Genomic DNA, 21,178 nt, shown 5'->3' with positions numbered 1-21,178 from the left:
GGAGACATGACAGAACCCATCAATAGCGTCCGCTCGCTGCCGTTCAGCATCGAACGCGAAGGCGGCATCGGCGAACTGGTGATCGACCAGCCGCCGGTCAATGCGCTTGACGCACGCGGCTGGCAAGCGCTCGCCGATGCGATCGACGCGCTCGGCCGCGACGACAGCGTGCACGTCATCGTGTTGCGGGGTGCCGGGCGCGGCTTTTGCGCGGGCGTCGATATCAAGGAACTGGCTGCGCATCCCGAACGAATCGTTGCGGTCAACGCCGGCAATTACGCGACCTTTCGCGCGGTGCACCGCAATCCGAAGCCGGTGATCGTCGCGGTGCATGGTTTCGTGCTGGGCGGTGGTATCGGCATTTGCGGCGCGGCGGACGTGATCATCGCGTCCGATTGCGCGCGCTTTGGCGTACCTGAGATCGACCGGGGCGCGATGGGCGGCGGCGCGCATCTGCAGCGCATGTTCGGCGTGCAGAAAGTGCGGGCGATGTATTTCACGGGGGACATGGTCGACGCCGCTGAAGCCTACCGGCTCGGCGCAGTCGAGCGCGTGGTGCCGCACGAACAGTTGCGCGACGCGGCGTTCGAGATCGCCCGCAAGATCGCTGCGAAGAGCCCCGCGATGCTGCAACTCGCGAAAGAAGCGCTGAACGGTGTCGAAGATGGCGACCTGGAAGACAAATACCGCTGGGAGCAGGGCTTCACCTTGCAGGCGTATATGACGAACGACTCGGCGGAAGCACGCTCGGCCTTCGTCGAAAAGCGCGACGCGCAGTTCAATGGTGCTAACGAGGCCGAACGCAAAACCGGAGTGCGCGCATGAAGCTCGACTACACGCCGGCACAACGCGCGTTTCGCGCCGAGATTCGCAGCTGGCTCGCGGTCCACGTGCCGCGCGAGCCGCTGCCGAGCTTCGATACTGAAGCCGGCTTTGCCGCGCATCGGGAGTGGGAACGCACGCTGCATTCGGGCCGCTGGAGCATGGTGACGTGGCCGCGCGAATTGGGCGGACGCGGTTGCGATCTGACCGAGTGGCTGATCTTCGAAGAAGAATACTGGCGCGCCGACGCACCGATGCGCGTGAATCAGAACGGCATCTTCCTGCTCGGCCCGACTTTGATGGACTTCGGCACGGAAGAGCAAAAGGCCCGCTTTCTGCCGGCTATGGCGGCCGGCGAACACGTCTGGGCGCAAGGGTGGTCTGAGCCGAACGCAGGCTCCGACATGGCTGCGATCCGCGCGAGTGCTATTCGTACCGACGAAGGTACGGGCGGCGAATACATCCTGAACGGTCAGAAGATCTGGTCGACTCGCGCGGTGTGGGCTGACTGGCTGTTCGGCCTGTTTCGCAGCGATCCGCAATCCACACGTCACCACGGCTTGACCTTCTTGATGGTGCAGCTCTCGACGCCGGGCATCACGGTGCGGCCGATCCGTCAATTGAACGGCCACACCGGTTTCGCTGAGATCTTCTTCGACGATGTGCGGGTGCCGGTCGAGAACCGTCTTGCCGGCGAAGGCGTGGGCTGGCAGGTCGCCATGGCAACGGCAGGTTTCGAACGCGGCCTGATGCTGCGCTCGCCCGCACGTTTTCAGCGTACCGCCGAGGCATTGCGCGCGCTTTATCTGGCGCATCGCACGCAAGCCGACCGCGATCCGACCTTGCGTGATCGGGTGATCAGCGCGTGGATGGATGCGCAGGCTTACGCGCTTTCCACTTACGCGACCGCGAGCCGCTTGCAGAAGGGCGGTCACATCGGCGCGGAATCGAGTACCAACAAAGTGTTCTGGTCCGAACTCGATCTGCGCATGCACCAGACCGCGCTCGACATTCTCGGCGCGCACGCGGAGGTCGTGCCGCAAACACAGGAGCAACACGCGGCGCTTGGCGCCTGGCTCGATGGTTTTCTATTCGCGCAGGCCGGGCCGATCTATGCGGGGACCAACGAGATCCAGCGCAACATCGTCGCGGAACGGATGCTGGGAATGCCGCGCTCGTGATGCAGGCGCCGATGGGGCAATCGGCATTCAGGCCCGCATTCAGACGCTTAAAGGAGTGAGCGAGGAACTATGGATTTCGTATTCAACGAAGATCAGGAAGCGTTGGCGAGCAGCGTTAAGCGCTTTCTGATGACGGAGATGACGCCGGAGCTGATCCGCGAGTTGTGGAACACGCCCACGGGCCGCTCGGAACGCATGTGGGACATGTTCGCCTCGCAAGGGCTGACGGCCGTGTCGGTGCTGGAACGTCACGACGGGATGGGGCTCGGTGAAGTGGAGTGGGCGCTGCTCGCACAGACCTATGGCTACTTCGCAGGACCCGAGCCGTTGCTCGATACGGCACTCGTGGCTGTCGGCATGCTGGAAGGTTTGCCGGCCAGTGCGCAACGCGACGCATTGTTGCGCGATATCGCGGCGGGTGCGGCGCGGGTGGCGATTGCGCATCCGGTGAATCCGTATGTCAGCGATGCACACGTCGCGAAGGTTTTGCTATGTGAGCGGGAGGGCGAATTGCATTGGCTCACGCCCGACGCTTGCCGGTTGAATGGGGTAGAGAGCGTCGATCCGTCACGTCGCCTATTCGAACTCGACTGGCAGGCGAGCGCGAGCACACGCGTGGCGACGGCCGCCGAGGCGCAACCGTTGCTGGCGCGCGCACTGGATCAAGGCGCGTTTGCCGTCGCCGCGCAGTTGCTCGGTCTCACGCAGCGCGTGCTCGACGTTGCAATCGACTACAGCGCGCAGCGCAAGCAGTTCGGCAAACCGATCGGCTCGTATCAGGCGCTCAAGCACCTGCTCGCCGACGTCGCGATCCGCTACGAGTTCGCGCGGCCCGTGGTGTATCGGGCCGCCTGTGCGATCGCGGATAACGACCCGAACCGCGCGCTGTACGTCTCCCACGCGAAGCTCGCCGCCACCGCTGCGGCGCAGCTCGCCGCGCGCCACGCGATGCAGGTGCATGGCGCAATCGGCTACACGTGGGAGCTCGACTTGCAGATCTTCATGAAGCGTATCTGGGCGCTTTCGGGTAGCTGGGGCGACATAACGTTTCACAAGGCCCGCGTGGCCGACGCGCTGATCGAGTCATGTGCTCCGATCGGACCGGCCCGTACTTTCGAACTGGAATCGTGATGAAACAGGCTTATATCGTCGATGCGTTGCGCACGCCGACCGGCCGCCGCAAAGGCGGACTCGCGCAGGTGCACGCCGCGGATCTCGGCGGCTTCGTGTTGAAGGAACTGGTTGGCCGTAACGGCATTCCCGCCGATGAATACGACGACGTGGTGTTCGGCTGCGTGGATACGATCGGCCCGCTGGCGGGCAATATTGCGCGCACCTGCTGGCTCGCTGCGGGTTTGCCGTTGACGGTGCCCGGCGTGACGGTGGACCGGCAATGCGGTTCGTCGCAACAGGCGGTGCATTTTGCTGCGCAGGCCGTGATGAGCGGCACGCAGGACGTGGTGGTCGCGGGCGGCGTGCAGACCATGACGCAGATTCCGATTTCGTCCGCGATGACGGCGGCCGAGCCGCTCGGTTTCACCGACCCGTTCTCGGGCAGCATCGGCTGGCGTGCGCATTTTGGGGATGCGCCGGTTTCCCAGTTCCATGCGGCGCAGCGGATCGCGGATCACTGGAATCTGTCGCGCGAAACGATGGAGCAGTACGCGCTGGAGAGCCACCGGCGCGCATTGGCCGCAATCGAAGGCGGGTACTTTGCGCGCGAAATCGTGCCGTTCGCCGGTGTTGTCCATGACGAGACGCCGCGCAAGGACACCACGCTCGCGAAGATGGCTTCGCTCGAACCGCTGATGCCCGGCGGCGCGTTGACGGCCGCCGTCTCGAGCCAGACCTGCGATGCGGCAGCGGCGCTGCTGATCGTCTCCGAAGACGCGCTCAAGCGTTACGGCCTCACGCCGCGCGCCCGTATTCATCACTTGAGCGTGCTCGGCGACGATCCGCTGTGGATGCTCACCGCGCCGATTCCCGCCACACGTCACGCCTTGAAGAAGGCCGGCCTCGTGCTGGACGACATCGACGTGGTGGAGCTGAACGAAGCGTTTGCCTCGGTGGCGCTGGCGTGGCTCGCCGAGACGCGCTATCCGCACGAGAAGACCAATCCGAACGGCGGCGCGATCGCGCTTGGTCATCCGCTCGGCGCAACCGGCGCGCGGCTGATGACGAGCCTGCTGCACGAACTCGAACGCACGCAAGGCCGCTACGGTTTGCAAACGATGTGCGAGGGCGGTGGCCTCGCCAACGTCACGATCATCGAGCGTCTGTAAGCGTCGATCGGCGCATCTGAGCATCACTGTCTACGAGGATCAAGCATGGGAATCTGCAACGAACGCACCGTGATCATCACCGGCGCGGGGGGAGGGTTGGGTCGAGAGTACGCGCTGGCGTTTGCCGCCGAAGGCGCTGCGGTGGTGGTCAACGATATTCGTCAGGAAGCGGCGCAAGCCGTCTGCGACGAGATTGTGCGTGCCGGCGGGCGGGCACTGGCCAATGCCGACGACATCACGCGCATCTACACGGCGCAACGCATCATCGATGTCACGCACGAAGCCTTCGGCGAGATTCATGTGCTGGTGAACAACGCGGGCATTTGCCGCGACCGGATGTTCACCAGCATGACCGAAGCAGATTGGGACGACGTGATGCGGGTGCATCTGCGCGGGCATTTCTGCCTTGCGCATCTGCTGGCAAAGGCGTGGCGTGATGCATCGAAGGCGGGGCGCGAGGTGGACGCGCGCATCGTCAACACGAGTTCGGGAGCGGGTTTGCAAGGCTCGATCGGCCAGGCGAACTATGGCGCGGCCAAGGCGGCAATCGCGGCTTTGACGTTGATGCAGGCCGCGGAACTGCAGCGCTACGGCGTGCGGGTGAACGCGCTGGCGCCGGCGGCGCGCACGTCGATGACCGAAGGTGTGTTTGCGGAGATGATGAAAAAGCCTGCCAATGGCTTCGACTATTTCGATCCGGCGAATGTCGCGCCGCTGGTCGTCTGGCTCGGCAGTGCTGAATCGCGTGACGTGACCGGGCAGGTGTTCGAAGCGGCGGGCGGCATGATCGCCGTGGCCGAAGGTTGGCGCACGGGGCCGCGCATCGACATCGGCGCGCGCTGGCAAGTCACTGCACTGGGTGGTGCGGTGGCGGCGCTGGTGGCAGAACGTGAGCCGGCGCAGCAAGTCTACGGAAGCTGATGCGATGAACCTCGCTCTTTCCGAAGAACAAACCATGATTCGCGATTCGGCGGCCGACGTGCTGGCCGAGCGCAGCGCATCGGCGGCGGTGCGGCAGGCGATTGAACATACCGCGGGTCGCGACGATGGGCTGTGGCACACGCTTGCAGGCGAGCTCGGCTGGTGCGCGCTGACCGTGCCGGAAGCGGCGGGCGGGGCTGGGCTGGGCGCGATGGAGCTGGTGTTGCTAATGGAACAGATGGGGCGCCGCCTTGCCTGTGTGCCTTATTTCGGCACGGTGTGTCTGGCGACGACGGCGCTGGCGCAGTGTGAATCCGAGGCGACGCGCGCGTGGCTTTCGCAAATTGCGAGCGGCGAGGTGAGCGCGACGGTGGCGTTGCAGGCTGGGGCTGGCTTTGATGCGAGGATGGTTTCGATTTACGCGGAAGAGACGGCTCACGGCTACCGTTTGTCGGGTACGTTGGCGCAGGTTGTCGATGGTGCAAGCGCCGATCTGTTGCTGGTGCCCGCCTTGATCGCGAACGAAGCGCAAACCATCGCGCTGTTCGAATTGAACGATGCTGATCTTGCCGGCCTCACCCGCACGCCACTTGTCACGCTGGATGCGACGCGTCCCTTGGCGCGCGTTGAGCTGAATGCCGTCGATGTGCCGCGTGAGGCGCTGCTGGTTTGTGGCCGTGAGGCGCAACGCGCGCTGTCTGAGACTGCATGGTTTGCAGCATTGGCGCTGGCGGCGGAACAGCTCGGCGGCGCGCAGCAATGTCTCGATCTCACGCTTGCCTACGCGGCGGAGCGCGTGCAATTCGGCCGCGCGATTGCATCGTTTCAGGCAGTCAAACACCGTTGCGCACAGATGATGGTTGAAATCGAGGCGGCGCGTTCGGCCGTGCTAGGCGCGGCGCAGACGTGGGACCAGGCGCGGAATCAAATACGGGCTCAGGTGCCGGACCAAATGCGCAATCAGCCGTGCGCTTCGTTACCACCGGACGTGCTTGCCGACATCGCCACAGCAAAAGCCACCGCCAACGACGCTTTCCGGTTCTGCGCTCAGGAAGCGATCCAGCTTCACGGCGGCGTCGGTTTCACATGGGAATACGACCCACAACTGTATTTCAAACGCGCACAGGCGTGCAGCGCGCTATTTGGCACGACCGCGCAGATGCTGTCGTTTATCGCGGAGCAGGTGATCGACCATAGTGAGGCTTCTAGCGCAGCAGTGCCGTCGCCGCTTGCACATACCGACGACCACGCACAAGCCGTCCTCGCCGGAGTCCTTTAATGAACAGCGAAACGCAACAACACCACCTGCGCGTGGAAGTCGCCGACTGGATGACTGCGCATCTGAGCGGCGAGTTCGCCTGCCTGCAATACCGCGGCGGTCCCGGCGACGAAGAGGCCTATCCGGCATTACGCAAGAAATGGGAGCGCGAACTGGCAAGCGGCGGCTGGACGGGTCTCGGCTGGCCAAAAGAACAAGGCGGCCGCGCAATGTCCGTCGCCGACCAGGTGATCTTCCACGAGGAATACGCCCGCGCTGGTGGTCCCGGGCGCATGGGCCATATCGGCGAAGGTCTTCTCGGACCAACCCTGATCGCATGCGGCACCGAAGACCAACGCAAGCGCTTTCTGCCCGGCATCCTGAAGGGCACGCAGTTCTGGTGCCAGGGCTATTCGGAACCGGGCGCGGGTTCAGATCTCGCGAACGTCCGCACTCGCGCAGTCCGCGACGAAAACGGCAACTGGCGCGTGCATGGCCAGAAAGTCTGGACCTCGCTGGCACACGATTCCGACTGGATCTTCGTGATCGCACGCACGGATGCGGAATCGCGCGGCAATCGCGGATTGTCGTTTCTGTTGATGCTACTCGATCAACCCGGCATCGAAATTCGTCCGATCAAACAATTGAACGGCGGCGCCGAATTCAACGAAGTGTTTTTCGACGGCGCACTCGCCGCTGCTGAAGATCTGGTCGGTACGCCTGGCGACGGCTGGCGCATTGCGATGACGTTGCTCGGTTTCGAGCGCGGCATGTCCACGCTCGGTCAGCAGATGCAGTTCATCCGCGAACTCGAATGGGTGGTCGACGCGGCGCATGAAGCGGGCGTCGCGAATGACCCGTTGATTCGCCAACGAATCGCACGAGCGTGGAGCGGCTTGCGCGTGATGCGCTACAACGCGCTGCGCATGCTGGCGGGTGCCGATGCCGATGAAGGCGGCGGCGCGTTGGGCCGTGAAGCGCTGATCTACAAATACTACTGGTCGAACTGGCATCGCGAGCTCGGCCAATTGGCGATGGACGTGCTTGGGCCCGACGCTAACGTGATCGACCGCGCCGACGCAAAACGCACCCGCCTGCAGGGCGTGTTTCTCTTCTCGCGCGCCGACACGATCTACGCGGGCACCAACGAAATCCAACTGAACATCATGGCCGAGCGCGGGCTCGGCATGCCGAGAGAACCCCGAGGAACGCAATGAACGAATCCCAAACGGTGCGGACCGCGCCTGCCTACGTGCCGGGTCATCAACTGCTGGCTGGCAAATCTGTGCTGATTACAGCGGCCGCCGGTGTAGGTATCGGTTTCGCCGCCGCCAAACGCTGCGCGGAAGAAGGCTGCCGCGCGCTCTTCATCTCCGACATCCACGAGCGGCGCCTCGCGCAGGCAGTCGAAACCTTGCGTGCGGAAACGGGTTTGCAAAAGGTTTACGGCCGTCTGTGCAACGTCTCAGTGGAAGATGACGTACGCGCGCTGGTCGCGGACGCCGAGGACAGGATGCAAGGCGTCGACGTACTGATCAACAACGCCGGGCTCGGCGGCGCGCGTCGCATCGTCGAAATGGACGATGCCGAATGGTCGCGGGTGATCGACATTAGCCTCACCGGCACCTTCCGGATGACGCGGGCGATGTTGCCGCACATGCAGCAGCGTGGCCGTGGCGTGATCGTGAATAACGCATCGGTGCTCGGCTGGCGGGCGCAGGCGGAACAGGCGCATTACGCGGCGGCGAAGGCCGGCGTGATGGCGCTGACGCGCTGCGCCGCGCTCGAAGCCGCGCCGTACGGTGTGCGCATCAACGCGGTGGCGCCGAGTATTGCGCTGCACGATTTTCTGAAGAAGTCGGCTTCGGCCGATCTGCTCGATCAACTGGCGTCGCGTGAAGCATTCGGACGCGCCGCCGAAGTGTGGGAGGTAGCGAACGTGATGGTCTTTCTGGCAAGCGACTACGCGTCGTATATGACCGGCGAAGTGCTGTCGGTCAGCAGTCAGCACGCGTGATGGATAGCCTCGTGACTGAAATGCGGGCTGAAGTTCGCGGCAACCCGCAGCCGGTTCGCGTGTTCGCTCATCCGGACGAGCTGGTCGCCGCGGTCGGCGAGCGGCTCGGTGAAAGCGCGTGGATGCAGGTCGAGCAGGCGCGCATCGCGCTGTTCGCGGACGCCACACTCGATCATCAATGGGTCCATGTCGATGCCGAACGCGCGCAACAAGGTCCGTTCGGCGGCTGTATCGCCCACGGCTTCCTGACCCTCTCGCTCGTCAATTTCTTTCTGCCGCAGATTGTACGTATCGACGGCGCGCGGCTCGGCGTCAATTACGGCTGCGACAAGATCCGCTTCCCCGCGCCCGTGCGAGCCGGTGCACGCATTCGAGGCGTCGGTCAGTTGCTGCGCGCTGAAGCGATCGAGGGCGGCGTGCAGGCGTGGATTCGCGTGACCGTGGAAATCGATGGTGAGACCAAACCCGGTTGCGTGGCCGACACCATCAGCCGCTACTACCTGTAGAAATCCGAAGAAAGCTGTAGAACCCGTAGAGGAATAGTTCATGAACGAAGCGGTCATCGTCTCGGTTGCACGCACACCGATCGGCAAAGCGTATCGCGGCGTGTTCAACGACACCGACGCGCCCGCACTCGGCGGCCATGTGGTGCGGGCCGCGGTCGAACGCGCGCAACTCGATCCCACTGATATCGACGACGTGCTGATGGGCTGCGCCGCGCAGCAAGGTACCCAGGGCTACAACATCGGCCGGCTTTCGGCGGCTGCGGCGGGCTTGCCTGCTTCGGTGCCGGGCATGGCGATGGACCGGATGTGTTCATCGGGCTTGATGACAATCGCGACGGCCGCGCAGAACATTCTGTGCGGCGACGCGCGGATCGTGGTGGCGGGCGGCGTCGAGTCGATCACGCTGACGCAGAACAAGCACAAGAATGCGTACCGGGTACGCTCGGACGCGGTGCTCGCGCATCAGCCGGCTGCGTACATGGCGATGATCGAAACGGCGGAAATCGTCTCGCGTCGTTATGGAATCTCGCGTGCGGCGCAGGATGAATACGCACTGACGAGCCAACAGCGCACGGCCGCAGCGCAAGCGGCGGGGCGCTTCGAGGAAGAGATCGTGCCGTTCGATGCGCAACGCGCGCTGTTCGACAAGGAAGGCAAGCCGCTTGGCCACGAAAGCGTGCGGGCCACGCGCGACGAATGCAATCGCGCGGATACCAGCGCGGCCAGTCTGGCTGCGCTGAAACCGGTCTGGAGCGGTGGTGAGGCGGTCGCGCTGGGAGAATTCATTACTGCGGGCAATGCGTCGCAACTGTCCGACGGCGCAGCAGCGGTGGTCGTGATGAGCGCAACGGAGGCGAATCAGCGTGGTTTGAAACCGCTCGGTATCTATCGCGGCATGGCGGTGGCGGGCTGCGACGCCGACGAAATGGGCATCGGTCCGGCGCTCGCGGTGCCGAAACTGCTGGCGCGTCATCGGCTGACGGTAAACGACATCGGCCTGTGGGAGATGAATGAGGCGTTCGCGTGTCAGGTCATTTACTGCCGCGATCAGCTGCATATTCCGGCCGATCGTCTGAACGTGAACGGCGGCGCTATTTCGGTCGGCCATCCGTTCGGTATGTCCGGCACCCGCATGACGATGCACGGTTTGCTCGAAGCGCGGCGGCGCGGTGTGCGCTATGTCGTCGTGACAATGTGCGTCGGCGGCGGAATGGGCGCCGCGGCACTCTTCGAAACAGCGGCGTAGACCGCGGTCGGAGCTTTGCATGGGACCAGAGTAAGTGCTCTGCATGGGACCTGAGTAACGCGCTAAAGCGCGAACTCTGGTCGACACGTTAAAGCGCCAACTCTTGTCGACAGGAGACAAAAAATGAAATCGACACTACCTGGCCTGCTGCTCTCAGCGGCCGTACTGGGCGCGGCGCTGTTTGCGTTTTCGCCTCGCCCGGTGCCGGCCTTCGCGGCGACCAGCATTCAGGCCGATCGCCTGCAGATCAACGGACTGGCCAAAGCCGGCACACGGCTCGTCGCGGTGGGCGAGCGCGGCGTGATCCTCCTGAGCGACGATGCAGGCGCTTCATGGCGACGCGCCGCGATGGCGTCCGACGAGGCGTCGGCACTCACGCAGGTGTTCTTCATCTCGCCGCGTATTGGCATCGCGGTGGGACATGACGGCTGGATCGTGCGTACCGTCGATGGCGGCGCGCACTGGAGCGAAGTGCGCTTCGATCGCCAGCATTCGGACCCGCTGCTGTCCGTGTGGGGCAACGCAAGCGGACTGGTGTTCGCGAGCGGCAGCTTCGGCCAATTGTTGGTCTCGCACGACGCGGGCGCCACCTGGGCCCAACAAAAAACGCCCGCCGACGATCGTCACCTGAATGCGATTGCCGGCGATGCAAGCGGCCGTCTGATGATTGCCGGCGAAACCGGCACGCTGCTGCGCTCGACCGACAACGGCGCGAGCTGGGAGAAGCGTCCCGTGCCCTATCAGGGTTCGCTATTCGGCGTGCTGAAACTGGCCGACGGTGACTGGCTCGCCTACGGCATGCGCGGCAATGTGCTGCGCAGCAGCGATCAGGGCGACACGTGGACACACATCGATAGCCGCATCGGCACCTCGTACTTCGGCGCGGCGCAACTCGCCGACGGCGAACTCGTGCTGGTCGGCCAGGGCGGCGCGATCGTCACCTCGCGCGATAACGGGCAGAGCTTCGCGGTACGCAAGGTGGGTGGCGTGCAGAGCCTCGCGACCGTGGTCGACGCCGGGCATGGCGAGCTTGCGTTGGGTGGCGAAGCGGGTATCGCGTTGCTGCCGGTATTGCCCGCAGTCCGAACGCCGCTTGCGTCTCCGCCTGTTACGCCAGGCGCATCACCTTCCTGAACGCGCGGCTTGGTTCGCCGACACTCCATAGCGCGCTCGCCGGCCACCGGTTAGCCACGCCCGCCGCGCTCCCCGTTGCCTTGCAGTGAGACGCATCATGAATGTATCGTCCCGTCCTTCTTCGTCCTGCCTTGCGCGTTTTGTCGAGCGTTGTGCCGACGCCATCATGCGGCAGCGGCGCATCCTGCTGACGCTGTGCCTCGCGGTGACCGTCGCACTGGGTTGTTCCGCGACGCGCTTGCGGCTCGACCCCGGGTTCAACAAGATGATCCCGATGCAGCACCCGTATATGCAGGTGTTCAACCACTATGCGAGCGCCTTTCCGGGCGCGAACACGATTCTCGTGAGTCTGCGCTGGAAGGGCCACGGCGACATCTACAACCAGGCGTTCATGGACGACCTGCGTCACGCGACCGATGATGTGTTCTTCATTCCCGGCGTGAATCGCTCGCGCGTGTTCTCGCTGTTCACGCCGAACGTGCGTTATACGGAGGTCACCGAAGCGGGTTTTCGTGGCGACGTGGTTGTCCCCGGCCAGTTCAGCAGCGCCAATCCCGACGACCTTGCCAAAGTGCGCCGCAATGTCGCGCGTTCCGGGCAGATCGGCAGGCTGGTCGGCAATGACCTGCATTCCGCGCTGATTCGCGCGGAGTTGCGCGAGACCGATCCCGTCACCGGCAAGCATCTGGATTACGGTGCGGTTGCACGCCAACTCGAACAGATCCGCGCGCGCTATTCGAAACAGGATGTCGAGGTCGACATCATCGGCTTTGCGAAACTGGTGGGGGATGTGGAGGCGGGGATCAGCGGCGTGATCGGTTTCTTCGCGCTCGCGTTTCTGATTACCGCCGCGCTGCTGTTTGCTTATACGCGTTCGGCAAAGACCACGGTGCTCGCGCTGTTCGTGGCGTTGCTGCCGGTGGTGTGGCTGCTCGGCGCGTTGCCGATTCTCGGCCTCGGCATCGATCCGATGTCGATCCTCGTTCCGTTCCTGATTTTCTCGATCGGCGTCTCGCATGCCGTGCAGATGACCAATGCGTGGAAGCAGGCGCTGGTCGCCGGCATGTCCTCGACCGATGCGGCACGCGACGCGTTTCGCAAGCTGTTCGTGCCAGGCACAGTTGCGTTGTTGACGAATGCGCTCGGCTTCATGGTGATCATGCGCATCCAGATCGAGATCGTGCGTGAGCTGGGTGTCACGGCGTGCCTCGGCGTGCTGCTGATGATCGTCACCAACAAGGTGTTTCTGCCGATCCTGTTGTCGTACACGCGGCTGGAGGCCGGCACGCTGGCGCGTGCACAGAGCCGTGCAGCGCAAGGCGGCAGCCGCCTGTGGACGCGTTTTGCGATGTTTGCGCGCCCAGCGCCGGCGCTTGGCGTGTTCGTGATCGCACTGCTGTTGCTGGCGTTCGGCGCGAAGGAGTCGCGCAATCTGCAGATCGGCGACATCGGCGCCGGCGCGCCCGAGTTGCGCAGCACCTCGCGCTACAACCTCGACAACGCGCGGATCACGAGCCAGTACAACATCGGCGTGGATGCGCTCGCCGTGATCGTCGAGACGACCGGTTTCGACGATGCCTGTCTGCACTATCCGGTGATGAGCGCGATCGAGCGCTTCGAGATGGAGATGCGCGGCGTGGCGGGCGTGCAGTCGGTGGTGAGCGTGCCTTCGCTCGCGAAGATTTCGATTGCCGCCTTTAACGAAGGCAATCCGCGCTGGGGCGCGTTGCCGCGTTCGAGCGACGGTCTCACGCAAGGCGCAAGTGCGTTCGATCCGGACAACGGCATGAACACCGAGAACTGCCAGGCGATTCAGGTGTTGATCTACACCACCGATCACGAGGGCAAGACGATCGCGCATATCGTCGATGAAATCAAACGGCTGGCCGCGGAAGATCACACGCCGAATATTGCGTTCCGGCTTGCGGGCGGCAATGTCGGCGTGATGGCGGCGACCAACGAAGCGGTCGGCGAGGCCGAAGTGGCGATGCTGTTGTCGATTTTTGGTGCGATCGCGTTGCTGTGCTTCGTGACGTTCCGTTCGTGGCGCGCGGTGTTGTGCATCGTGGTGCCGCTGACAGTGGTATCGATTTTGTGCAACGCGGTGATGGCATGGCTCGGCATCGGCCTGAAGGTCGCTACGTTGCCGGTGATTACGCTGGGCGTGGGGGTGGGCGTCGACTATGGCATCTACCTGTACGAACGCTTGCAGCATGAGGTGCGCGGCGGCGCCACGTTGCCCGAAGCGTTCGCAGCGGCGATGCGCCAACGCGGCACCGCAGCCTTGTTTACCGCGGTGACGATGTTCATCGGCGTGGGGACGTGGGCGTTTTCCGCACTCAAGTTCCAGGTGGATATGGGCGTGCTGCTTGCCTTCATGTTCCTCGTCAATCTGTTCGGTGCGGTGTTCCTGTTGCCGGCGCTGGCGGCATGGCTCGGGGTGGAGCGGGCGGAGCGGCGTGCCGGCGCGCGTGATGTGGCGCCAAACTCGGGAGCGGCGAACGTGCCGAACGCACCGGATGGGCCCGTGCGCGGCGCTGCATCGGCTTCCGGCAACGTCGAGGCGGCTGCGCTCGAGCATGGCAATCCGGGGCGCTGAGGGTCTGTGAAAGGGCGCTTAAGGGTAGATGAAGTCCCTAGTCCGTCGGGACGATGAAGGCGGAGTGCGTCGCGCTTATTGTCGGGCGTGAGCGCGAAGGTCAGCGCGCGTCTCAAGAACACTTAAGACGGCGGCTATTCAGAAGCGCCGCCTTTTCCATTGGAGGAGATAAGAGATGTCCGCACGTCCGTACAAAATCGAATCACAGCCGCTGGTACAGCGTTATGCACGCGGCTGGCACTGTCTTGGTCTTGCCAGCGAATACAAGGACGGCAAGCCGCACACGCTGAACATTTTCGGCCAGCGCCTTGCTGCGTTCATGGATTCACAAGGGCGCGTAAACGTCGTCGACGGTTTTTGCCCGCACATGGGCGGCGATCTGAGCACCGGCCGCGTGGATGGCGACACGCTAGTGTGCCCGTTTCACGGTTGGCAATGGGACGGCGACGGCAATTGCCAGTCGATTCCGTATTGCAAGCGGATCCCGCCGAAAGCGAAGATCGGCACATGGCAGACGTGTGAGCAGAATCAACTGCTGTTCATCTGGCACGATCCCGAAGGCAATCCGCCGTCGGAAGAGGTGACGATTCCCCGCATCGATGCGTGTTTCTCGGACGAATGGTCGGACTGGGTGGTCGACCTGATGACGATCGGCACCAACTGCCGTGAACTGGTCGACAACATCTCCGACATGGCGCACTTCGCAACCGTGCACGGCGCGCCGATCGATTACTTCGCGAATCTGTTTGAAGGACACAAGGCGACGCAACTGCTGGTTGGCCGCAGCGAACGCCTCGGTGACGACGAGTTGATTGCGCTGTCCACTTACTTCGGTCCCGCGTACCACATCACCGAGATGACGGGGCAGAGCGGCGGGCATCCGATTCATTCGATACTGCTGAACTGCCATGTACCGATCGACATGAACAGTTTCGAACTGCGTTACGGCGTGATGGTGAAGAAGGTGCCGGGTTTGTCGGACGAACAGAACATGGAGATTGCGCGCGCGTATTCGAAGCAGGCGCAGGCCGCGTTCTATGAAGACGTGGCGATCTGGGACAGCAAGACGCGAATCGACAATCCGCTGTTGTGCGAGGGCGACGGGCCGCTGTATCAGATGCGCGACTGGTATTCGCAGTTTTACCTCAATGCCGCGGATGTGAGACCGTCGAGTACGGCGAGGAAGGTGGTGGAGATCAAGGTGCGTGAGGGTGGGGTGCCGCCGCCGCTGCGGCACGTGTTCGAAGGATAAAGATGTTTGAGAAGGCTGTGCATGCACCGCCTTCAGATTGCTGAGCACCCCACGTTTTTCGGAGCGTGGGGTTCTGTTTTTCAGGTCAGACGGGGCGCGGCGTGAAGCGCGAGTGTTGAGGCAATCAAGGGCTGTTGCGCTTACGGGTTCGTCGTCGCAGCGTGTGTCGACGGTTCCAGATAGTTCTGCTGGATCTTCTCCACGTTCACGTGCAGCACATCCACGAGGTAATGCTGCATCCCGCCGTACTGCTGATCGATCACCTCCATGGCTGCGCCGATGTAATCCGGGTCTACCGCGAGCAGCGGCGCCAGGACGTCGGGCGCGACGCCGATCTTCTGCAACTGCGCGGTTGCTTGTGCGTTGCCTGCGGCGTTATAGCGATTCGACGCCAGGTAGTCGGCAATCACCGTTGCTCGATCGACACCCATGGCCGACAGCAGCAGGACTGTCGCGAAGCCTGTGCGATCTTTACCTGCGGTGCAGTGATAGAGCATGGTTTTATTGTCTTCGGCGAGCTTGAGGAAGCGTGCGAATTGCGCTTGATAGGTGCCTGGGAATTGCTGGTAGAGCGACACCATGAACTGATGCATTTGCGTGGGCGTCGAGCGCTTGAGCATGGGGATGATGGTTTCCGGCGCGAGGTTGCCGGCGAGGACCGGGTCGGCTTGCCAGGGGAATTGGGAGGCGAAGGGTTGTTCGGTGGATTTTTTTTCGCTTTCAGCGCGGAAGTCGAGGATGACGTCGAGGTGCATCGCCTTGAGTTTGGCGATGTCGGCCGGTGTGGCGAAGGCTGGGTTGCCGCTCCGGAAGAGGCGGCCGGGCTGGATTTGCCGGCCTTCTTTTGTTGCTATGCCCGCCAGGGCGCGGGTGTTCTGGATTTTTTCCATCTGGATGTAAGGGTTGGGGGTGCCTGCGGCTGGGGCGGGCTGCGCTGTTGTTGTGATGGTTATTGCTGTAAGCAGGGCACCGAATGCTGCGGGTCTGTATGGGTTGGATTTCATGATTGTGGTTTGAATTTTAGGTTTTTTGCCTGCGCGGCGCTTTTTGTCTGTGTTCTGGCTTTTGTGCCTTTCCTTGATTTGTTAGTGGTCTATTAGCGTTGCCCCTGTGCGGGGCGGCACTTACTTTCTTTGCCGCCGCAAAGAAAGATAAGCAAAGAAAGCGGCTCAAACCGCTAATGCTAAGTGGGCACCGTGGTCTGCTAGGGGTAGTGGTGCGACTGGAATCCGTGCTCTCGCACATTCCGCGCTAGTGACAAAGGAGTCATCAGCTCCCACTCCGCACTGCGTGCGTCGCGGACGGGTTTGCATGGGAAACCAGGGGCTTCGGTTGAGGTCCGTGAATGCCAAACGTAGCGATCGGTTTTATGAATGGCTCTTCGGCGCGCGCAGCGCCGCCGGAAGTATGACGCCCTTGTCACTAGCGCATGCACGGGCACGAACACAGATTCCAGATGCACCACTACCCTGAGCGAGCTGCGGGACCCGCGTAGCAGGGGCTTCTAGCCGCTTTCTTTTGCCTACTTTTCTTTGCGGCGGCAAAGAAAAGTAGGTGCCCCCCGCACAGGGGGAACGCTAATAGACCACTAACAATGCAAGGAAAGGCACCAAAGCCAGAACAAGGAAAACCCAAATCCCTAAGAACACGCCCAAACAAGCGCCCCGCAAGAAAAAAACTAAACCGCTAACCCCCGCCCTCTGGCAAGAGTAATAGCCGTATCCTCAATCATATCCTCCTGCCCACCGACAAGCCGCAGCCTCCCCATTTCAACAAGAATATCCCGAGCCGAAACCCGATACTTCACTTCAGCCCGCTTGGCAAACAGCAAAAACGACGAATAAACCCCCGCATACCCAAGCGTCAACGCATCGCGATCAATCCGAATCGGCGCATCCATAATAGGCACAACAAGATCCTCGGCAACGTCCGAAATTTTAAAAACATCCACGCCAGTCTGAATCCCCATCCGCTCGCACACCGCGACAAAAACTTCCATCGGCGTATTGCCTGCGCCAGCCCCCAGACCTGCAGCAGCGGCATCGATACGGTTAGCCCCCGCAGCGATCGCCGCAATCGAATTCGCCACCCCCATCGCCAGATTGTGATGTCCGTGAAATCCAAGTTCCGTTTCCGGCTTCAGCGCCGCACGCACAAGACCAATCCGTGCAGTCACATCATCCGGCAACATGTAGCCGGCCGAATCCGTAATGTAGATGCAGTTGGCGCCATACGATTCCATCAACCCGGCCTGCTTGACCAACTGCTCGGGCGACGACATATGCGCCATCATCAGAAAGCCGACGGTGTCCATCTCCAGCTTGCGGGCAAGGCCAATGTGCTGCTCGGACACATCGGCTTCCGTGCAATGCGTCGCGATACGAATCGTATGCACACCAAGCTCGTGCGCGAGCCGCAAGTGGTCAACCGTGCCGATGCCCGGCAGCAACAGCGCCGATACCTTGGCCTGTTTCACTTCCGAGATTACGGCGCTCAGATACGCTTCGTCCGTATGCGCCGGAAAACCATAGTTGACTGATGCGCCGCCCAGGCCGTCACCGTGGGTCACTTCGATCAACGGCACGCCGGCAGCGTCGAGTCCGCGCGCGATCGAACACATCTGCTCGAGTGAAATCTGGTGACGCTTGGGATGCATGCCGTCACGCAAGGTCATGTCGTGCACGGTAATGCGGGTTCCTGCTAAAGACATAGTCGGCTCCTCACGCGGTGGCGGGCGATGCGGCAAGCATCTGTTGGGCAAACAGTTCGGCGGTGCGCGCGGCAGCCGCGGTCATGATGTCGAGATTGCCGGCGTATTTCGGCAAATAGTCACCGAGGCCTTCCACTTCCATGAACACGGACACGCGGCGGCCATCGAACACCGGGCCGTTTTTTAACGTGTACCCAGGCACGTATTGACGTACTTCGTCGATCATGGCGTGCACGGAAGCCGTAATCGCCTCCACGTCCGGATCGGTTTCGGTCAGGCAATGGATCGTGTCGCGCATGATCAGCGGCGGCTCGGCCGGATTGATCACGATGATCGCCTTGCCCGCCGCCGCGCCGCCGACCTTTTCGATCGCCTGCGCCGTGGTGCGGGTGAACTCGTCGATGTTCTTGCGTGTGCCGGGGCCGACGGAGCGCGACGACACGGTTGCGACGATCTCGCCATACACCACGCGTTGCACGCGCGACACCGCGTACACCATCGGAATGGTGGCCTGGCCGCCGCACGTGACCATGTTGACGTTCATCGCCTGCTGGTCGATCTGCGCGGCGAGGTTGACCGGTGGCACGCAGAACGGGCCGATCGCGGCAGGCGTCAAGTCAATCACGCGCACCCCACGCGCGGTCAGCTTGTCGGAATGCTCGCGGTGCACGTACGCGGAAGTGGCGTCGAAGGCGATGCGGATATCGTCGGCGGCCAGATGGGGCAGCAGGCCGTCAATGCCGTCGGCGGTCGTCTTCAGTCCCATCTCGCGGGCGCGCGCGAGGCCGTCCGAGTCCGGGTCGACGCCGACCATCCAAACGGGTTCGAGCACCGCGCTGCGGCGCAGTTTGTACAGCAGATCGGTGCCGATATTGCCGGGCCCGATCAACGCGCATTTGATCTTGCTCATTAGTGCTTCCTCAAGGAAAAGACGGTCAAACGATCAGATGAAGCGCACGGAACAACTGCCGATGCCTTCAATCTGCATGTGCAACTGATCACCGCAAGCGACGGGAATCAAGGCCGCGAGCGAACCGGACAGCACGACTTCGCCGGCGAGCAGCGGCACGCCGAGTTCGCCCAGCGTGTTCGCGAGCCATGCGACCGCATCGGCGGGATGACCCAGCGCAGCCGCGCCGATTCCTTCGGCGGCACGCGTACCGTTCTTGTCGAGCGTCATGCGGCACGCGGCAAGATCGAGCGAGTGAGGCGCGACGCGTTCATCGCCTAGCACGTAGACACCGCATGACGCGTTGTCGGCCACTGTGTCGCCAATGCGGATCGCCCAATCGCGGATGCGCGAATCGACGATCTCGAAGCACGCGCCGACCGCTTCGGTGGCGGCAAGCACCGCATCTCGCGTGATGCCCGGGCCGCGCAAATCGTCCTTCAGATAGAACGCAATTTCGCCTTCGGCGCGCGGTGCGATCAGTTTGGCGATCGGGATGTCCTCGCCGGCCACGTAATGCATGCCGGAAAGCAGCACGCCGAAATCCGGCTGGCGCACGTCGAGCATGTCCTGCACGGCCTGGCTCGTCACACCGATCTTCTTGCCGACGACGGTTTCACCCGCTTCGATGCGGCGTGCGACGAAGTGCTGCTGCACGCGGTAGGCATCGGCGAGCGACAAACCGCCGGCGCGCGCCGAGAATGGCGCAATCGGCGTGCGTTCGCGCCATGCGTGGTAAAGCTCGTCGCCGAGTGTGGCGTGAAGTGTCGAAGTCATGGCGACCGCAATGAGAAAGGGAAAAGCGCCGGGGCGGAATCTGAACCCGTCCCCGGCTGTGGCTTCAATGGAGGCGCTACGAAATCAATTGCCCGCGCCGCGAATCGCATCAGGCGAGAAGTACGCTTCGGTCAGTTGCGAGCCGCGCGTGAGCACCGGCATCGGTTCCTGATTCGCGAGACGGTCCGCGTAATAGGCGCCGGAGATCAGGTCGTGATAGAACACTGCAGTCGAGTAGAACGCTTTGGCGTCGAACGCGTAGAGCGTCGGGGCGAGGTTGGTGCGCCACAAGGTGCCGCGGGCGTCGTAGTTGTCGGCGGCGACTGCGTTCCAGGTGTCCTCGTCGAGATAGAGCACCCGTTTCGCGTATTGATGGCGATAGCCGGACTTGAGCGTGGCTTGCAACACCCACACGCGATGCAGTTCGAACCGCATGTACTGCGTGTTCTCATGGCCCTTGGTCAGCAGATCGGTGTATTTGATCGACGGATCCATCAGCTTGTAGTTGTCGTACGGCACATACACTTCGCGCTTGCCGACGATCTTCCAGTCGTAACGCTCGCCGGAGCCGTTAAAGAGGCGGTCGTCGTCGACGGTGCGAAAACCGCCTGGCCCTTCGGGCTGGTCGAAGCCGAACTCCGGCGCCTGGCGCACGCGTCGCGTGCCCGGGTTATATGACCACGTGCGGCGGGTGTCGGAGCCTTCCTGGTCCCACATCTCGTAGCCAGTGATGATCGTGCCGCGATCGGATAGCGGCAGCATGGTGGTCTGGCGGAAGAAGCTCTTCGCGTTCAGTGCGTTCTTCGGTTCGAAATGGTCCGCGCTGCGCGGCCCGTAGATCGCGTACTGCACCTTGCCCCACGCGATATTGCCGTCGGGGTAGACCACGGCCTGATCGTAGGTCGCGGTTTCGCCTTCGACCGCGGATGCGAAGCGCAGATTCCACATTGCCTCGACACCGTTCTTCGGAACCGGGAATGGCGTGACCGGCGGGAAATCCTTCAGCCCGTTCTGGTCTTTCGTCATCGTGGTGGTGGGCGAGTACAGACGGATGTCCTTGTACACGGCGTCGCCATAGCTGAAATCGCGGTGGCTCGGATAGACCGGAATCTTGAAGGTATCCGGATACTTCTTGAGCAGCGCTTTCTCACCGTCGGTGAGGCGCGCTTCGTATTGCTGCATGTTTTGCGCGGTAATCACGAAGAGCGGCTTCTCGCTCGCATACGGATCGGGGAAGCGCTGGCCCGGCTTGTAGTCGACGCCCGGCGGCGTGCCGAACCATTTGCCGTTCCACGCGGGGATCGTACCGTCGGCATTGCCCGCGCGCTCGGCGCCCATCGGCGTGAGCGGGCCTTCGAGCTTGGCGAGATCTTCAGGGCTGGTTTTGGCAAACGATGGGACGCCGGGTGCGGCGGCGAGCGCGGCGGCTGCCGCGAACACGCAGACTCGCAATGCGGGATTGAAAATTCGACTCATGACCAAATCCTCTTGCAGTAAAAAGACGGCTGATTCAAAGGGTGATGC

18 protein-coding genes are annotated in these 21,178 nt (G+C 62.8%); 13 read left to right on the top strand and 5 right to left on the bottom strand.

The window, feature by feature from the left end; translation table 11 throughout:
- Positions 1-6 precede the first annotated feature (6 nt).
- From BM438_RS04030 to BM438_RS03970, 13 genes are all read left to right on the top strand, one after another.
- Complete coding sequence (locus tag BM438_RS04030) at positions 7-825, top strand: enoyl-CoA hydratase family protein (protein WP_093633029.1); 819 nt, start codon at positions 7-9, stop codon at positions 823-825.
- Positions 822-2,003, top strand: a complete 1,182-nt coding sequence (locus BM438_RS04025; RefSeq protein WP_093633028.1) for an acyl-CoA dehydrogenase family protein — start codon at positions 822-824, stop codon at positions 2,001-2,003. Before BM438_RS04030 ends, BM438_RS04025 begins: the two co-directional genes overlap by 4 nt.
- 69 nt (positions 2,004-2,072) lie before the next feature.
- Entirely contained in the window at positions 2,073-3,134 is a 1,062-nt protein-coding gene (locus tag BM438_RS04020) for an acyl-CoA dehydrogenase family protein (RefSeq protein WP_093633027.1), read from the top strand.
- Entirely contained in the window at positions 3,134-4,285 is a 1,152-nt protein-coding gene (locus tag BM438_RS04015; RefSeq protein WP_093633026.1) for an acetyl-CoA C-acetyltransferase, read from the top strand. Before BM438_RS04020 ends, BM438_RS04015 begins: the two co-directional genes overlap by 1 nt.
- Positions 4,286-4,330: 45 nt before the next feature.
- Positions 4,331-5,206 (top strand): SDR family oxidoreductase, encoded by an 876-nt coding sequence (locus tag BM438_RS04010; RefSeq protein WP_093633025.1) that lies wholly within the window; start codon positions 4,331-4,333, stop codon positions 5,204-5,206.
- A gap of 4 nt (positions 5,207-5,210) precedes the next feature.
- Positions 5,211-6,485, top strand: coding sequence for an acyl-CoA dehydrogenase family protein (locus BM438_RS04005; protein WP_093633024.1), 1,275 nt, complete (start codon positions 5,211-5,213; stop codon positions 6,483-6,485).
- Positions 6,485-7,681 (top strand): acyl-CoA dehydrogenase family protein, encoded by a 1,197-nt coding sequence (locus BM438_RS04000; RefSeq protein WP_093633023.1) that lies wholly within the window; start codon positions 6,485-6,487, stop codon positions 7,679-7,681. Before BM438_RS04005 ends, BM438_RS04000 begins: the two co-directional genes overlap by 1 nt.
- Positions 7,678-8,481 carry an SDR family oxidoreductase gene (locus BM438_RS03995; protein ID WP_093633022.1) on the top strand — a complete coding sequence of 268 codons (804 nt, stop codon included), beginning with the start codon at positions 7,678-7,680 and terminating at the stop codon, positions 8,479-8,481. Before BM438_RS04000 ends, BM438_RS03995 begins: the two co-directional genes overlap by 4 nt.
- A gap of 20 nt (positions 8,482-8,501) precedes the next feature.
- Positions 8,502-8,987 (top strand): MaoC family dehydratase, encoded by a 486-nt coding sequence (locus BM438_RS03990; protein WP_093633244.1) that lies wholly within the window; start codon positions 8,502-8,504, stop codon positions 8,985-8,987.
- Positions 8,988-9,027: 40 nt separating this feature from the next.
- Positions 9,028-10,233: an acetyl-CoA C-acyltransferase gene (locus tag BM438_RS03985; RefSeq protein WP_093633021.1), complete on the top strand. Its 1,206-nt coding sequence runs from the start codon at positions 9,028-9,030 to the stop codon at positions 10,231-10,233.
- A 123-nt stretch (positions 10,234-10,356) separates the two neighbouring features.
- Positions 10,357-11,367, top strand: a complete 1,011-nt coding sequence (locus BM438_RS03980; protein WP_093633020.1) for a beta propeller repeat protein — start codon at positions 10,357-10,359, stop codon at positions 11,365-11,367.
- A 97-nt stretch (positions 11,368-11,464) separates the two neighbouring features.
- On the top strand, positions 11,465-13,966 hold the full coding sequence (locus BM438_RS03975; protein WP_093633019.1) for an efflux RND transporter permease subunit: 2,502 nt from the start codon (positions 11,465-11,467) through the stop codon (positions 13,964-13,966).
- A 175-nt stretch (positions 13,967-14,141) separates the two neighbouring features.
- On the top strand, positions 14,142-15,218 hold the full coding sequence (locus tag BM438_RS03970) for a 3-ketosteroid-9-alpha-monooxygenase, oxygenase component (RefSeq protein ID WP_093633018.1): 1,077 nt from the start codon (positions 14,142-14,144) through the stop codon (positions 15,216-15,218).
- Between the two features lie 140 nt (positions 15,219-15,358).
- On the opposite strand, the gene BM438_RS03965 is transcribed toward BM438_RS03970, so the two are convergent.
- From BM438_RS03965 to BM438_RS03945, 5 genes are all read right to left on the bottom strand, one after another.
- Positions 15,359-16,222 (bottom strand): tyrosine-protein phosphatase, encoded by an 864-nt coding sequence (locus BM438_RS03965; RefSeq protein WP_093633017.1) that lies wholly within the window; start codon positions 16,220-16,222, stop codon positions 15,359-15,361.
- A 674-nt stretch (positions 16,223-16,896) separates the two neighbouring features.
- The gene (gene dmpG, locus BM438_RS03960) at positions 16,897-17,928 is read right to left on the bottom strand and encodes a 4-hydroxy-2-oxovalerate aldolase (protein WP_093633016.1); all 1,032 of its coding nucleotides are present in this window, start codon (positions 17,926-17,928) and stop codon (positions 16,897-16,899) included.
- A gap of 10 nt (positions 17,929-17,938) precedes the next feature.
- Complete coding sequence (locus tag BM438_RS03955) at positions 17,939-18,838, bottom strand: acetaldehyde dehydrogenase (acetylating) (protein WP_093633015.1); 900 nt, start codon at positions 18,836-18,838, stop codon at positions 17,939-17,941.
- Positions 18,839-18,871: 33 nt separating this feature from the next.
- Positions 18,872-19,654 (bottom strand): 2-oxopent-4-enoate hydratase, encoded by a 783-nt coding sequence (gene dmpE, locus BM438_RS03950; protein WP_093633014.1) that lies wholly within the window; start codon positions 19,652-19,654, stop codon positions 18,872-18,874.
- An 84-nt stretch (positions 19,655-19,738) separates the two neighbouring features.
- Entirely contained in the window at positions 19,739-21,130 is a 1,392-nt protein-coding gene (locus BM438_RS03945) for a DUF1329 domain-containing protein (RefSeq protein ID WP_093633013.1), read from the bottom strand.
- Between the last annotated feature and the right edge of the window lie 48 nt (positions 21,131-21,178).

The organism is Paraburkholderia aspalathi, assembly GCF_900116445.1.
GTDB lineage: Bacteria > Pseudomonadota > Gammaproteobacteria > Burkholderiales > Burkholderiaceae > Paraburkholderia > Paraburkholderia aspalathi.
Note: the sequence above shows the minus strand (reverse complement) of the source record. Positions and strands in the feature narration are given on the sequence as shown.